The organism is Angustibacter sp. McL0619 (genome assembly GCF_049994355.1).
In the GTDB taxonomy this organism is placed as follows: Bacteria; Actinomycetota; Actinomycetes; order Actinomycetales; family Angustibacteraceae; genus Angustibacter.
In genome coordinates, this window is the sequence record NZ_CP188257.1 from 1,810,957 (window position 1) to 1,824,935 (window position 13,979).

Here is a 13,979-nt window from a genome sequence, read left to right on the forward strand (position 1 = left end):
GGAGAGACGTGGCAAAGGTCCGGGTCTACGAGCTCGCGAAAGAGCTCGGAGTCGAGAGCAAGGTCATCATGACCAAGCTCAACGAGATGGGCGAGTTCGTCCGGTCGGCGTCGTCGACCGTCGAGCCGCCCGTGGTGCGCCGCCTGCGTGAGCAGATGCCGGCCGCCGAAGCGAAGGCGCCGGCCAAGAAGGCCGCCGCAAAGAAGTCGACAGCCAAGGTGGCAGCCCCTGAGGTCGCTGCCCCGGCGGCCAGCGAGCCGGCGTCCGCGCCATCCGCTGCGCCATCCGCCCCAGCGGCCGCTGCCCCTGCACCCGCTGCACCGGCGCCGGCCACCGAGGCCCCGGCAGCCGCACAGGCTCCTGCCGCACCGGCAGAGCCGGCCCCGGCCGCTCGTCCCGCAGCGCGCCCCGGCCCGGCTCCCGCCGCACCAGCAGCGCCTGTCGCGCCGGCCGCTGCGAGCGCACCGGCCACCGAGGCACCGGCGGCCGCGGCGGCCGCGGCTGCCCCGGCGGCCCGTGCTGAGGGTGCCGGCGGTCGTCCGGGCGCCCCGCGACCGGGCAACAACCCGTTCGCACCCAGCCAGGGCATGCCCCGACCGGGCGCTCCCCGGCCGGGCAACAACCCGTTCGCGTCCGAGCAGGGCATGCCGCGTCCGCAGGGTGGCCCTCGGCCGGCCCCGCGTCCCGGCGGCTCCGCCGGTGCAGGCGGTCCCCGTCCGAACCCCGGCATGATGCCGGCCCGTCCGAGTCCGGCCGTCGGCCGACCCGGTGCCGCCGGTCGCGGCGCCCCCGGGCGCGGCGCCCCCGGCGGCGCTCCGGGCGCTCGTCCCGGTGGCGGTGGCGGTGGCGGCGGCGGTTTCGCGGGTCGCCCCGGTGGTGGCGGCGGCGGTGGCGCACCCGGTGGTGGCGGCGGCGGTTTCGCCGGTCGCCCCGGTGGTGGCGGCGGTCGCGGCCCCGGCGGTCGTGGTGGCACGCAGGGCGCGTTCGGCCGCGGTGGTGGCCGACCCGTGCGTGGACGCAAGAGCAAGCGCGCGAAGCGTCAGGAGTTCGAGCAGATGCAGGCGCCGTCGCTCGGCGGCGTCACGGTTCCTCGCGGCGACGGCAAGACCGTCGTCCGGGTGCGCCGCGGCTCGAGCCTGACCGACTTCGCCGACCGCATCGGTGCGAACCCGGCATCGCTGGTCACCGTGCTGTTCCACCTTGGTGAGATGGCGACCGCGACGCAGTCGCTCGACGAGGACACGTTCCGCGTGCTCGGCGCCGAGCTCGGCTACGACATCCAGGTGGTCTCGCCCGAGGACGAGGAGCGTGACCTGCTGGGTCAGTTCAACATCGACCTCGAGGCCGAGCTGGCCGACGAGGGCGACGAGGACCTCGCCGCGCGCCCTCCGGTGGTCACCGTCATGGGTCACGTCGACCACGGCAAGACCCGCCTGCTGGACGCGATCCGGTCCGCCGAGGTCGCCGAGGGCGAGGCCGGCGGCATCACCCAGCACATCGGTGCCTACCAGGTCCACACCGTGCACGAGGGCCAGGAGCGGGCAATCACCTTCATCGACACCCCGGGTCACGAGGCGTTCACCGCCATGCGTGCTCGTGGTGCGAAGGTCACCGACATCGCGGTGCTCGTGGTGGCGGCCGACGATGGCGTCATGCCGCAGACGATCGAGGCGCTGAACCACGCCCAGGCGGCCGACGTGCCGATCGTGGTCGCGGTGAACAAGATCGACAAGGACGGCGCCAACCCGGACAAGATCCGTCAGCAGCTCACCGAGTACAACCTGGTGGCCGAGGAGTACGGCGGCGACACGATGTTCGTCAACGTCTCTGCCAAGCAGGGCACGAACATCGACGGGCTGCTCGAGGCCGTGCTGCTCACCGCGGACGCGGCGCTCGACCTGCGCGCCAACCCGGACAAGGACGCTCGCGGCGTCGCGATCGAGGCCAACCTCGACCGTGGCCGCGGTGCCGTCGCGACGGTCCTGGTGCAGAGCGGGACGCTGCGGGTCGGTGACGGCATCGTCGCCGGCAGCGCCTACGGCCGCGTGCGGGCCATGCTCGACGAGCACGGCCAGAACGTCGTCGAGGCTGGTCCTTCGCGTCCGGTCCAGGTGCTCGGACTGGCCTCGGTGCCTCGTGCGGGTGACACCTTCCTGGTGGCTCCCGACGACCGCACCGCCCGCCAGATCGCTGAGAAGCGTGAGGCTGCCGACCGGCAGGCCTCGCTGGCCAAGGCGCGCAAGCGGATCAGCCTGGAGGACCTCAACGAGGCACTCGCGGCCGGCAAGGTCGAGACGCTCAACCTCATCCTCAAGGGTGACGTGTCCGGTTCGGTCGAGGCTCTCGAGGACGCGCTGCTGCAGATCGATGTCGGCGAGGAGGTCGACCTGCGGATCATCGACCGCGGCGTCGGCGCCATCACGCTGAACAACATCAACCTGGCCATGGCTTCGGACGCGATCATCATCGGCTACAACGTCCGGGCCGAGGGCCAGAACGCTGACGTCGCCGACCGCGAGGGCGTGGAGATCCGGTACTACTCGGTGATCTACCAGGCGATCGACGAGGTCGAGGCGGCCCTCAAGGGCATGCTCAAGCCCGAGTTCGAGGAGGTGCAGCTCGGTTCCGCCGAGGTGCGCGAGATCTTCCGCTCCAGCAAGTTCGGCAACGTGGCCGGTTCGCTCGTCCGCTCGGGCGAGATCCGGCGCGGCGCCAAGGCGCGGATCCTGCGCAACGGCACTGTCGTCGCCGAGAACGTCGAGATCGCCGGCCTGCGCCGGTTCAAGGACGACGTCACCGAGGTCCGCGAGGGCTTCGAGTGCGGCATCAACCTCGGCTCGTTCAACGACCTCCAGCTCGAGGACGTGATCGAGACCTACGAGATGCGCGAGAAGCCTCGCGCCTGACGCCGCGGTCGCGGTGCGCCACCCCGTCGCCTCGAGCGCCGGGGTGGCGCACGACCACCTGGCGGTGCCAGACCTGACCCGACTGCCGGGCCGTGACAGGCCCACGAGGACGACGAGATGACCGACCACCCCCGCGCCCGCAAGATCGCCGACCGGATCAAGGTCATCGTCGCCGAGACGATCGAGCGGCGGGTCAAGGACCCGCGGCTCGGTTTCGTCACGGTGACCGACGTGCGGGTCACCGGTGACCTGCAGCACGCGTCGATCTTCTACACGGTGTTCGGCTCAGAAGAGGAGCGTGCCGGGTCGGCGGCGGCACTGGAGAGCGCCAAGGGCGTGATCCGGCGCGAGGTCGGCGCCGGCACCGGCCTGCGCCTGACCCCCAGCATCGAGTTCATCGCGGACGCGATGCCGGAGAACGCCGCGCACATCGACGACCTGCTGCGCCAGGCCGCGGCGCACGACGCGGAGGTCGCCGCGCAGGCCAGCGGCAAGATCTTCGCCGGCGAAGCCGATCCGTACAAGAAGCCTCACGATGACGGCGAGGACGACGCCGCAGACGAGCAGCGCGACTGACCCGAACCCCCCGAACGCCTGAGTGGATAGCCGCGGCTGCGGCTATCCACTCAGGCGTTCCGGGGCTTCGGCCATCAGCTGACCGGTGCCGCCTCGGCCAGCAGCAGGGGCTCTGGCTCGGACGACGTCCGCGGCTGCCGGCGGGGGAGCCAGCGCGATGCGACGGCGCCCACCGCTACCACGGCCGCACCGGTGAGGATCGCCGGCTTCAGCCCGTCGGCGTAGCCCTCGGGGCTGATCGTTCCGCCGGCGCCCTCGAAGACCGCGACCAGGACCGCCACGCCGAGGGCGACACCGATCTCCCGGATGGTGGCGTTGGTCGAGCTCGCCGTGCCGTGGTCGTCGTCCGCCATGTCGGCGAGCACCGCGGTGGAGCTCGGCGCGAACGTCAGGCCCATGCCGATGCCGGCCAGCATGAAGCCCGGCACCAGCTCGAGGTAGGCCGTGCCGGGCTGGATCACCAGCGCCAGCCAGGCCAGCGCCGCCGACTGCAGGGTCAGGCCCACCGACAGCAGTGCCCGAACGCCGACCCGCGGTGCGAGCAGGCCCGCGATGGGCGCCACCACCATGGGCGCCGCCGTCCAGGGCAGGGTGCGCACTCCGGCCTGCAGCGGGGTGTAGCCGTCGACGACCTGCAGGTACTGGGCGAGCAGGAACACCGAGCCGAACATGCCCAGCGAGAACGCGAAGCCGGCGATGTTCGCGATGGAGAAGCTGCGCGAGCGGAACAGCCGCAGCGGCACCACCGGGTGCGACGCCCGCGACTCGCGGATCACGAACCCGATCAGCAGCAGCACCGAGGCGACCAGCGCGGTGACCACGCGGCTCGACGTCCAACCGTCGATGTTGCCCCGGGTGATGCCCCAGACTCCGATGAAGACGCCGGCACCGACCAGCGCTAGCCCGGCGACGTCCAGCGGCTCGCGGCGGCCATAGGACTCGGGCAGCGTGCGCAGGATGAACGGCACGGCGAAGATCGCGATCGGCACGTTGATCCAGAAGATGGCCTGCCAGGACACGCCGTCCACGACCGCGCCGCCGATCAGTGGGCCGAGGGCGACGCCCAGGCCGGCCACGCCGCCCCAGACGCCGATCGCCATCGCTCGCTTGGCCGGCGGGACCGCGGCGGCCAGCAGGGTCAACGACAGCGGCAGGATCGCCGCGCCGCCCACTCCCTGCAGCGCGCGTGCCGCGACCAGCTGCGCCGGCGTGCTGGCCATGGCCGAGCCGATCGAGGCCAGCGCGAAGATGGTGATGCCGCCGACGAAGACCCGGCGCCGGCCGAGCCGGTCGCCGAGGGTGGAGGCGCCGAGCATCAGGGTCGCGAAGCTCAGCGTGTACGCGTTCACGAACCACTGCAGCTGCTCGACGGAGGCGCCGAGGTCGGTTCGGATGACCGGCAGCGCGTTGGTCATCACCAGGTTGTCGAGGGTCGCCATGAACATCGGCAGGGACGCCGCGAGCAGAGCGAGGGCGAGCGGTACGCGTCGGGTCGAGCCGGAGGACGTCCTGGGCTGCCCCAGAGTGTCGGATGTCATCGGAACTCCTTGTAAGCATTGATTGATTACTAAGTGACGACAGTAGGCATCGACTGATAACATGTCAACCATGAACTCAACGGAGATCTCGACCGCACCTCGACGGATGTCCGGCGAGCAGCGCCGGGACCAGATCCTCAAGGCCGCACTGGGCGCGTTCGCGGCCGGCGGCTACGCCGGTACGAGCACCGACCAGGTGGCTCGTGCCGCCGGTGTGTCCCAGCCGTACGTCGTCCGGCTCTTCGGCTCCAAGCAGGAGCTGTTCGCCCAGGTCTACGAGCACGCCAGCCAGCGGGTGGTCGACGCCCTCGCCGCGGTGCCCGCCGGACCGGACGCCAAGCACGAGATGGGCGAGGCCTACGTGCGGCTGCTCGCCGACCACGACCTGCTGCTCGTGATGATGCACGGCTTCATCGCCGGAGCCGACCCGAAGGTCGGGCAGATCGCCCGCTCCACGCTGGCCGAGGCGTTTCGGCTGCACCGCGAGCGGACCGGCGCCACCGAGGAGGAGGCTCGCGTGTTCGTCGCCCACGGCATGCTGATCAACGTGCTGATGGCCAGTGGCGCACCGCTGCACCTGGGCGAGGACGCCGACCTGGACGCGCTGACCAAGTGCACCTTCGGCGAGGCGATGACTGCCGTCGCCGCGATCTCCGCCGGCGCGTGAGCTCGCCGACCCCGCCCGGCTCGGAGCGCAGGCCGACGGCACCCGACGGCCTGGTCATCGTCGACAAGCCGACGGACTGGACGAGCCACGACGTCGTCGCGCGGATGCGCCGGCTCGCAGGCACCCGCAAGGTCGGCCACGCGGGCACGCTGGACCCGATGGCCACCGGGGTCCTGGTGATCGGCGTCGGCCGCGCCACCCGGCTGCTGACCTACCTCGTCGGCGCGGACAAGACCTACACCGCCACCATCCGGCTCGGGGTCAGCACGGTGACCGACGACGCGCAGGGGGAGGTCACGCAGCGGCGCGACGCCGCCCGGCTGGCGGCCGACCAGGTCGGGGCCGCGGTCACAGAGCTGACCGGCGCGATCGAGCAGGTGCCCAGCTCGGTGAGCGCGATCAAGGTCGCCGGCCAGCGTTCGTACGCACGGGTTCGGGCCGGGGAGCAGGTCGAGCTCGCCGCGCGTGCGGTGACCGTTCACCGGTTCGACGTGCTGGGCTCCCGCACCAGGACGGACCAGGAACGCGGCGTGCTCGACCTGGACGTCGAGGTGGATGTCTCGTCCGGGACCTACGTACGAGCCCTGGCCCGTGACCTCGGCGACGCGCTCGGGGTCGGTGGACACCTGACGGCGCTGCGCCGCACCCGGGTCGGTCCGTACGCGCTTGCCGGCGCCCGCACCCTCGACCAGCTGGAGTCCGAGCAGCCGCTGACCGTGCTGTCGCTGGCCGACGCGGCACGGGCGGCGTTCGCCTGCCGAGACCTGACGGCGGACGAGGTCCGTGCTCTGCGCTACGGCCAACGGGTGCCGCCCACCGGCGCCCACGACGGCTCGCCGGGGCAGCCGGTCGCAGGCATCGGTCCGGGTGGCGACCTCGTCGCTCTGCTGGAGGACCGCGACGACAGCGCGCGCTCGGTGCTCGTCGTCCCGCCGTCCGAGTAGTCTCGCCGGTTCAGCGGCTGGACAGCTGGGCCAGCTGCAGCGCCTGTTGCGGGAACCACGCCCCGGCCGCCGGATCCGTGATGCCGCCCCACTCCGGGTCGGTGGTCGCCCCGGCGACACCGCGGTTGCACTGGCCGTCGGACTGGCCGGGGGTCTTGATCCAGAGCTTCGCGTCCATCAGCAGGTCGCCGGTGTTGGCCGTGGGTCGCTCGCCGAGCCCGCGCCCCGGCGGGTTGCACCAGTCCTGGGCGTCCGGGTACGCACCGGACGGCGGCTTCCACGGCCCCTGGCCGTTGCGGCTGGTGTCGACCACGAAGTGCGCGGTGGGCACGGTCGCCCCGAGCATCGAGTCGTAGCGCTCGTTGACGCCGAGCGTGTTCAGGTCGGCCGTGGTGGCGGTGTCGCTCCAGATGCCGTAGTTGTTCAGCGCCACGCCGGTCCAGCCGTTGCTCGGGCCTCCGTTCCAGTACTGGTTCGGGCAGCCGTTGTAGTCACCGGGGTTGATCGTGGTCGCATAGGCCAGGCACTTGGAGACCCAGTCGCCGTACTGCGCCAGGTTCGGGGTGAACTGGTAGTTCGAGGCGTTGACGAAGAAGCCGGCGGCGCGCTGCACGCCGGCCTTGACCAGCCGGTCGGCGGACTCGCCGACGTTCTGCCACGCGGTGTGCGTGGCGTCCAGGTAGACGGACACGTTCGGGTGGGCCGTGAGGGCGTCCACCGCATGGTTCAGCTGGGTGAACCGGTTCTCGGGGGTGGGTGCGCCGTCGGCCGGGACGCCCGGCGGCGACGCCAGGGTGCAGTTCGACGACCCGTCCAGCGCGGACACGTAGTTCGGGATCAGGCCCAGCCCGTCCGGCTCGAGCACCACGACCGCACGCTGGTCGCCGATCCCGGCCGCGAACGCGTCGATCCACGCGGCGTACGCGGAGGTACCGGCGGCCCCTCCGGCCGAGTACTGCCCGCAGTCCCGGTACGGCAGGTCGTAGGCGACCAGCGTCGCGACGGCGCGTTGGAGCCGTGCGGCCCGCACCGTCCTGCGCACCTCGCCGCGGACCTGTGCGGGCGTGCCCTTGGTGAACCACACTGCTTGGGGCGTGGTGACCTCGCGCAGCACCAGGGCGGCGTCGCGCAACCGACCCGAGTGTGCCAGCGCCCAGATCTGCGCCAGCGACCCGGGCGGCGGGGGAGGCGTGTAGAACCGGCTGACGGCAGGACCGGTGCCGGACGACGGGCGAGCCGCCCCAGCAGCATCAGGTGCGCTGAGTGCGAGGACGCAGATTGCGGCGGTGAGGACGACGGCTGCGCGGAACGCGGTGCGGGACATGTCTCTCCTACGGCCTGGATGAGGAGTGGGGTCGGCCCGCAGCGTGTGAGAGCGCTCCCACGCCACGTACCTTCCCGCCGCGACGCCGGGCTGTCAACGGTTTGCCCCGGTCTGATGACTTTCGAGGTCAGTCCGCTTGACATCGATGCACTGTCGATATATCGTCAACCCATCGCCATTAAGTCGGCTGAGAGGTTCGGAGCGTTCGAACCGCCCGACGAGGCAGCAAGGAGCACGACATGACAGACACACAGACCCAGCCCGGCCCGCGCGGCCGGCAGCAGCAGCACGAGCACGAGCACGGACACGGACACGAGCACCGGCACCCCGGGCGGCGTTTCGAGCGTCGCCCCGACTGGCGGATGAGTGGGGACGATGAGCTGGACAGCGGTCGTGAGGGTCGCCGCCGCGGCCCGCGTGGGCGCGGCGGCCAGGGCTACGGCCCAGGCGGGTTCGGTCCCGGCCCCGGCGGATTCGGCCCGGGCTTCGGCCCAGGCGGCTTCGGCCCCGGCGGCCCGCGTCCTCGCGGTCGCGGCCGGCGCGGTGGCCGGGGCGGCCGCGGCGACGTCCGCGCCGCGATCTTGACCCTGCTGGCGGAGGAGCCGATGCACGGCTACCAGCTGATCCAGCAGATCACCGAGCGCAGCGGCGGCGTCTGGACGCCGAGCCCCGGCTCGGTCTACCCGGCGCTGTCCCAGCTCGAGGACGAGGGCCTGGTCACCTTCGAGCGGGTCGACGGTCGCAAGACCGCCAGCCTGACCGAGTCCGGCCGGACGTTCGTCGAGGAGCACAAGGACGAGCTCGGTTCGCCCTGGGACGACGTCAGCGGCGGCGTAAGCACCCAGGCCCGCGACCTGATGCAGGAGATCGGTGCCCTGATGGGCGCAGCCAGGCAGGTCGCCCACGTCGGGACGCAGGCCCAGGTCGCGAAGGCCGGCAGCGTGCTGGCCGACGCTCGCCGCTCGCTGTACCGGATCCTGGCCGACGAGCCGGCGCCGTCCGCCGACCGTCCGAAGGACGATGCCTGACCAGACCGGTCGGGCCGCCGCACGCCGGCCGTCGCGGGGGATCACCCCTCGCGGCGGTCGGCGTTCGCGTGGACGGCGTCATGCAGGTACTGCGCCAGACCGGGTGCGACGTCCTCGTAGTGCTGGGTGAAGCGCGGGTCCGCCAGGTACATGTCGGCTAGCCCGCGGTGCATCTGGGACGGGCAGTCGTAGAACCGCTCGATCCCCAGGCGGTGTCGCTCGGCCAGGTCCATCGCCCGCGGGTCGCCGGCCGGCACTCCTTCATGCAGCGCGTCCGCCAGCTCGGCCTCCAGTGCCTGGGTGGCGGCCTGGATCTCGACCCAGTCCTGCTTGGTGTACGCCGCGGTGCGGCGCTTGCTCTGCCCCCAGGCCTCGGTCTGGCCCCAGCGCTGCCCGGCCTCGGCGTCGAGCTCCTCGCCGTGCCAGCCATCGCCGAACACCTCGAGCTGCTCCTGCGGGGTGAGGTTGATGCCCATCTGCTCTGCCTCCATCATCTTCTCCAGGTGTGCCAGCACGTCCTGCAGCCGCCCGATCTTGTTGCGCACCAGGCAATGCTGCTCGCGAAGGTGCGCCGCGGTGTTCGCCCGCGGGTCGTCCAGCAGCTCCGCGACCTGCTCCAGGCTGAAGCCGAGCTCGCGGTAGGCGAGCACGTCCCGCAGCCGTTCGAGGTCGGCGTCGCCGTACAGCCGGTATCCGGCGTCGGTCCGTCCGCTCGGTCGCAGCAGCCCGATCTGGTCGTAGTGGTGCAGGGTGCGGATGCTCACCCCGGCCATCGACGCCACAGCACCGACGGCGTACCCGTCTGCGTCGTCCAGCACCGTCCGCTCCTCTCGCTGACGGGTACCACGGTGCCGCCTGACGTCGCGTGAGGGTCAAGCCCGAAATCCGGTGCGTCCTTGACACCGCTGCCGTTACGGTTCCGCGATGACCACCACGATCCGGCGGATCGGCCCGGACGACGCCCAGGACGCGGACCTGGTCGCGGCGCTTGGCGCGCTGCTCGCCGACCGGCACCGAGCGCACCGGATCGCCTCCCCGCTGCTCGATCCCGCCTACGAGGACGCCACCCACGCCACCCAGCACCTGCGTGCCCAGCTGGCGGACGAGCAGACCGCTGGGGCGGTCGGCCTCCGGGACGGACGGCCGGTCGGCTACCTGATCGGGCGTACCGGGGACGGACCGCCGTGGGGGCCGAGCGTGTGGATGGAGTCCGGCTGGGTGGCCGCGCCGGACGCCGAGCTGCTGCGAGACCTCTACACCGTCGCGGCGCAGGACTGGGTGGACGCCGGCCGAGTGGCGCACTACGTGCTGGTCCCGGCCAGCAGCCCCGAGCTGGTGGACGGCTTCTTCCGGCTCGGCTTCGGGCTCCAGCACGTGCACGGGATCCGGGAGCCGGCGCGTTGCGAGCCCTGGGCTGGTGCCGGCACGATCCGACCGGCAACCCGTGACGACATCCCCGCGCTGGCAGCCTTGGACCGCGCGCTGCCGCTGCACCAGGGCAGGTCGCCGGTCTTCGCGGCGGGCCACCTGCCCACCCTCGAGGAGGCTCGCGAGGAGTGGGAGGAGGAGTTCGACGACGACCGGTTCACCACCCTTGTGGCGGACGTGGACGGCGAGGTGCTGGGCTCCGCGATGGCCTGCGCGCTCGAGCTGTCCGGTCTGCACCGCGGACCGGTGCTGGCCGACCACGCAGGCTTTCTCGGCTTCGCGGCCGTCCTGCCGGCCGCGCGCGGGCGTCGACTCGGGCGGGCCCTCGGTGAGGCCGTGATCGACTGGGCGGCGCAGTCCGGCTACCGGAGCGTCGCGGCCGACTGGCGCGCGACGAACCTGCTGTCGTCACGGACCTGGCCGCGGCTGGGCTTCGAGCCGACCTTCCTGCGGCTGCACCGCCTCATCGGTCATTGAGCATCAGCTCCCAACCGTGGTCGCACGCCGGCACGCAGACGCCGTGAGATCCGCGAGGTGGGGGTGATCACCCCCACCTCGCGTACCTCATCCGTGCAGGACGGCGATCAGCCGGCGACCACTCAGTGGCTACCGGTGACAGCGGCGTACGCGTTCACGATGCCGTTGCCGTAGAAGCCGTTCTTGGACGTCGGTCCGGTGCAGGTTGCCGTGGCCGTGGCGACCGAGCCGTCCGGGCGGTGCCGGACCCAGGTGAAGGCGCGCGGCTGCGGGCAGGCGTGGTCGACAGCGGTGCGCTTCAGGATCCTCTCGGTCGTTGCGGGGGCGAGGGTCAGGCCGCCGTGCGCGGCGTCCGAGTGGCCGTACTGGCTGACGATCAGTGCTGCCACCCCGACGGCGTGCGGGCTGGCCATCGACGTTCCCTGCAGGTACTGGTAGTACGCGCAGGTGCTGGCCAGGCAGTCACGGACCACGAAGTCGTTGTTCGGGGTGCCGTCCGGGTTGAGGTCACCGTTCGCCTCAGCCACGTTCTTCGGGTACGCGGCCAGCACCAGGTTCCTCGGGTCGAGGGTCTCGTCCGGTGAGTCGTAGGCGTCGCCGCCCGGTGCCGCCACGTCGTTCTGCTCGGTCCCGTAGTTGGAGAAGTACGACATCCTCGTCGACGGGCCGGTCGAGCTCACCGACACGACGCCCTTGCTCTCCGTCGGCACCGTGATGCACGAGTTGTCGACGGTGCGGACCTTGGCGGTTCCCTCCGGGTAGTCCGGGCTGGTGGTGTCCACCGTCGGGTCGCCCAGGTCGGTGAACTCGTTGCCCAGTGCGGCAACGGGCAGCACGCCGTGTCTGCGCGCGTAGTTGAGCGCCCGCTGGGTGGTCTCGCGGATCACCCGCTGCTCGCTCTGCTCAGCGGGGGAGTCCGCTGGGTTGCTCACGCAGTTGTACAGCCACGGGTCGGTGAAGAAGCTCATGTTGATCACGTCCACGCCGATGTCGCCGGCGTAGCTGATCGCCTGCAGGGTGGGAGCCAGGAAGAAGAAGCCCGAGTCCTGGCCGGCCCGCAGGTTGACCAGGGTCACGCCCGGCGCGACACCGGCAGTGCCCAGACCGTTGATCGGCGATGCGACGGTGCTGGCAACGTGCGTGCCGTGCCCGTCGTCGTCGTGATCCACCGGGTCGATGCAGGACGGGTACTCGCACGGCCCGTCGATGACCGGCAGGTCGGTGACGAAGTTGTGCGAGTCGGCCGCGTCGAAGTTGGCGGCGATGTCGGGGTGGGTGCCGTCGATGCCGGTGTCGATGATCCCCACGCGCACGGTCGGCTTACCCGGCTGCACGCCGTACGAACCGCCTGGCGTCGCGCCGATCTGGCGCATGTCCCACTGCCGGTTGGCCAGCGGCTCGTCGACCGGGACAGCAGCTGCATCCGCCTGGCCGGCCGCAACCTTCCCTGCTTTCGCGCGCGCTGCGCGATCGGCGGTCAGTCGCTCGATGTCGTTGCGGCGCAACGACTGTGCCCGCTGCTCCTTGGGTGCGTAGCCGATCACCCGGTCTGCTGCGGCCCCTTCGACCGCAGTGGACCTGGACACATCGGTGGAGAACGAGGTGCGGTCGCTGCGCACGATGGCGTAGCCGACCTCGGTGTTCTCGGAGACGACCGAGCCGCCGGCCGCGACGATGGCGGCCCGTCCAGCGGCCGAACCGCCTGCGCTCTTGTAGAGGACGACGTACTGCTTGGCGCCGCTGGCCTGGGCCCGCGCTTCGGCGCTCCTGGTGGCGGTGGGGGTCGCTCCGGCGGCGCCGGGTGCGATTGCGGTAGCAGCCCCGACGACCAGGACGGAAAGGAGGGTGACGACAGCGGATCGGCGCATGTTGCGCTCCCTGGGGTGAGTGGGAAGGAACCAGCCGTGCCCGAATGTAGGACCCGGGCCGGTTCGGCGGAAGATGTCGTGCCGACCGACCGCGCACGCCGGGCCGGCTACCGACCCGTACGCTGTCCGCCGTGGAGCGCTGGAACGACCTGGACGACGTCCCGACCGACCTCGGGGCAACGGTGGTCACGCTCGGCAACTTCGACGGCGTGCACGCCGGGCACCGGGCCGTCCTGGGCAGGGTGACCGAGCTGGCCCGGGCCAAGCGGGCCCTGGCCGTGGCGATCACCTTCCACCCGCATCCGATGGCCGTGCTGTTCCCGGACCGGGCGCCGCAGCTGGTGACCAGCCTGGACCAGCGGCTGGACCTGATGGCCGCGGTCGGGTTGGACGCCACGCTCGTGATGCGCTTCACCCCCGAGGTCGCCCAGTGGTCGCCGGAGCACTTCGTGCGTGAGGTGCTGGTGGACCGACTGCACACCGCGGTGGTCGTGGTGGGCGCGGACACCCGCTTCGGCCACCGCAACTCCGGCGACGTGCAGACGCTGCGCGAGCTCGGCGTCCAGCTCGGCTTCGAGGTGGAGGTGTTGGCCGACCTGACCCCGCAGGCGTCGCCCGACCGGTGGTCCTCGACCGGTGTGCGCGAGGCATTGGCGGCCGGTGACGTCGACGAGGCGGCGCGGGCGCTCGGTCGCCCACACCGGGTCACCGGCACGGTGGTGCACGGCGACCATCGCGGCCGCGAGCTCGGGTTCCCCACGGCCAACCTCGGCCCGGACAGCGAGGGCATGGTGCCGGCCGACGGTGTCTACGCCGGGTGGCTGCTGCGCCCAGAGCTGGACGAGACCGAGCAACGGGTGCTGCCGGCCGCGGTCTCGATCGGAACGAACCCCACGTTCGACGGCACCCAGCGCCGCGTCGAGGCGTACGTGCTGGACCGCACCGACCTGGATCTGTACGGCGAGCGGATCGGCCTGGAGCTGGTGCAGCGGCTGCGGCCGACGCTGCGGTTCGAGGACGTGGACCGGCTCGTCGCCCAGATGCGCCTGGACGTGCAGGAGTGCCGTGAGGTGCTCGGCCAAGGGGTCGTTCCCCGTTCCTATGGGCCGACCTTGGTGGTGGACGAGCACCCGTCGACGGACTGATACCCTGGGCACTGCCGTCAGAACGGCCGCGGACCCATAGAGCCCGGGTGGACAAGCCCCGGTGCACCGCGCAACGAC

At 71.9% G+C, this 13,979-nt stretch carries 11 protein-coding genes; 7 read left to right on the plus strand and 4 right to left on the minus strand.

Going from position 1 to position 13,979, the window contains the following annotated elements; translation table 11 throughout:
• The first annotated feature begins 8 nt into the window (after positions 1-8).
• Positions 9-2,906: a translation initiation factor IF-2 gene (gene infB, locus ACPPVT_RS08390; RefSeq protein ID WP_426566546.1), complete on the plus strand. Its 2,898-nt coding sequence runs from the start codon at positions 9-11 to the stop codon at positions 2,904-2,906.
• 117 nt (positions 2,907-3,023) lie between these two features.
• Positions 3,024-3,482: a 30S ribosome-binding factor RbfA gene (rbfA, locus tag ACPPVT_RS08395; RefSeq protein WP_426566547.1), complete on the plus strand. Its 459-nt coding sequence runs from the start codon at positions 3,024-3,026 to the stop codon at positions 3,480-3,482.
• A 74-nt stretch (positions 3,483-3,556) separates the two neighbouring features.
• Here the strand turns inward: rbfA and ACPPVT_RS08400 are convergent, their stop codons facing one another.
• Entirely contained in the window at positions 3,557-5,020 is a 1,464-nt protein-coding gene (locus tag ACPPVT_RS08400) for an MFS transporter (RefSeq protein ID WP_426566548.1), read from the minus strand.
• A gap of 70 nt (positions 5,021-5,090) precedes the next feature.
• Here ACPPVT_RS08400 and ACPPVT_RS08405 point away from each other — a divergent pair, with 70 nt between their 5' ends.
• Together ACPPVT_RS08405 and truB are read left to right on the plus strand one after the other, a co-directional pair.
• On the plus strand, positions 5,091-5,687 hold the full coding sequence (locus tag ACPPVT_RS08405; RefSeq protein WP_426566549.1) for a TetR/AcrR family transcriptional regulator: 597 nt from the start codon (positions 5,091-5,093) through the stop codon (positions 5,685-5,687).
• Complete coding sequence (gene truB / locus ACPPVT_RS08410) at positions 5,684-6,631, plus strand: tRNA pseudouridine(55) synthase TruB (RefSeq protein ID WP_426566550.1); 948 nt, start codon at positions 5,684-5,686, stop codon at positions 6,629-6,631. Before ACPPVT_RS08405 ends, truB begins: the two co-directional genes overlap by 4 nt.
• A gap of 10 nt (positions 6,632-6,641) precedes the next feature.
• On the opposite strand, the gene ACPPVT_RS08415 is transcribed toward truB, so the two are convergent.
• A complete protein-coding gene (locus ACPPVT_RS08415) occupies positions 6,642-7,955 on the minus strand; it encodes a glycoside hydrolase family 6 protein (protein WP_426566551.1) in 1,314 nt (437 codons plus the stop codon).
• Positions 7,956-8,194: 239 nt separating this feature from the next.
• Here ACPPVT_RS08415 and ACPPVT_RS08420 point away from each other — a divergent pair, with 239 nt between their 5' ends.
• Positions 8,195-8,983 (plus strand): PadR family transcriptional regulator, encoded by a 789-nt coding sequence (locus ACPPVT_RS08420; protein WP_426566552.1) that lies wholly within the window; start codon positions 8,195-8,197, stop codon positions 8,981-8,983.
• Positions 8,984-9,024: 41 nt separating this feature from the next.
• Here ACPPVT_RS08420 and ACPPVT_RS08425 read toward each other — a convergent pair whose 3' ends face one another.
• Positions 9,025-9,756 (minus strand): MerR family transcriptional regulator, encoded by a 732-nt coding sequence (locus ACPPVT_RS08425; protein ID WP_426567096.1) that lies wholly within the window; start codon positions 9,754-9,756, stop codon positions 9,025-9,027.
• Between the two features lie 151 nt (positions 9,757-9,907).
• On the opposite strand from ACPPVT_RS08425, the gene ACPPVT_RS08430 reads away from it, so the two are divergent.
• On the plus strand, positions 9,908-10,888 hold the full coding sequence (locus ACPPVT_RS08430; RefSeq protein ID WP_426566553.1) for an N-acetyltransferase family protein: 981 nt from the start codon (positions 9,908-9,910) through the stop codon (positions 10,886-10,888).
• Positions 10,889-11,010: 122 nt separating this feature from the next.
• On the opposite strand, the gene ACPPVT_RS08435 is transcribed toward ACPPVT_RS08430, so the two are convergent.
• Positions 11,011-12,756 carry a S8 family peptidase gene (locus ACPPVT_RS08435; protein WP_426566554.1) on the minus strand — a complete coding sequence of 582 codons (1,746 nt, stop codon included), beginning with the start codon at positions 12,754-12,756 and terminating at the stop codon, positions 11,011-11,013.
• 131 nt (positions 12,757-12,887) lie between these two features.
• Here ACPPVT_RS08435 and ACPPVT_RS08440 point away from each other — a divergent pair, with 131 nt between their 5' ends.
• Positions 12,888-13,901, plus strand: coding sequence for a bifunctional riboflavin kinase/FAD synthetase (locus tag ACPPVT_RS08440; RefSeq protein WP_426566555.1), 1,014 nt, complete (start codon positions 12,888-12,890; stop codon positions 13,899-13,901).
• Positions 13,902-13,979 lie beyond the last annotated feature (78 nt).

Coding starts and splice junctions, on each gene's coding strand:
- rbfA (WP_426566547.1), top strand. CDS start 3,024: ATGACCGACCACCCCCGCGCCCGCAAGATCGCCGACCGGATCAAGGTC.
- ACPPVT_RS08400 (WP_426566548.1), bottom strand. CDS start 5,020: ATGACATCCGACACTCTGGGGCAGCCCAGGACGTCCTCCGGCTCGACC.
- ACPPVT_RS08405 (WP_426566549.1), top strand. CDS start 5,091: ATGAACTCAACGGAGATCTCGACCGCACCTCGACGGATGTCCGGCGAG.
- ACPPVT_RS08415 (WP_426566551.1), bottom strand. CDS start 7,955: ATGTCCCGCACCGCGTTCCGCGCAGCCGTCGTCCTCACCGCCGCAATC.
- ACPPVT_RS08420 (WP_426566552.1), top strand. CDS start 8,195: ATGACAGACACACAGACCCAGCCCGGCCCGCGCGGCCGGCAGCAGCAG.
- ACPPVT_RS08425 (WP_426567096.1), bottom strand. CDS start 9,756: ATGGCCGGGGTGAGCATCCGCACCCTGCACCACTACGACCAGATCGGG.
- ACPPVT_RS08430 (WP_426566553.1), top strand. CDS start 9,908: ATGACCACCACGATCCGGCGGATCGGCCCGGACGACGCCCAGGACGCG.
- ACPPVT_RS08435 (WP_426566554.1), bottom strand. CDS start 12,756: ATGCGCCGATCCGCTGTCGTCACCCTCCTTTCCGTCCTGGTCGTCGGG.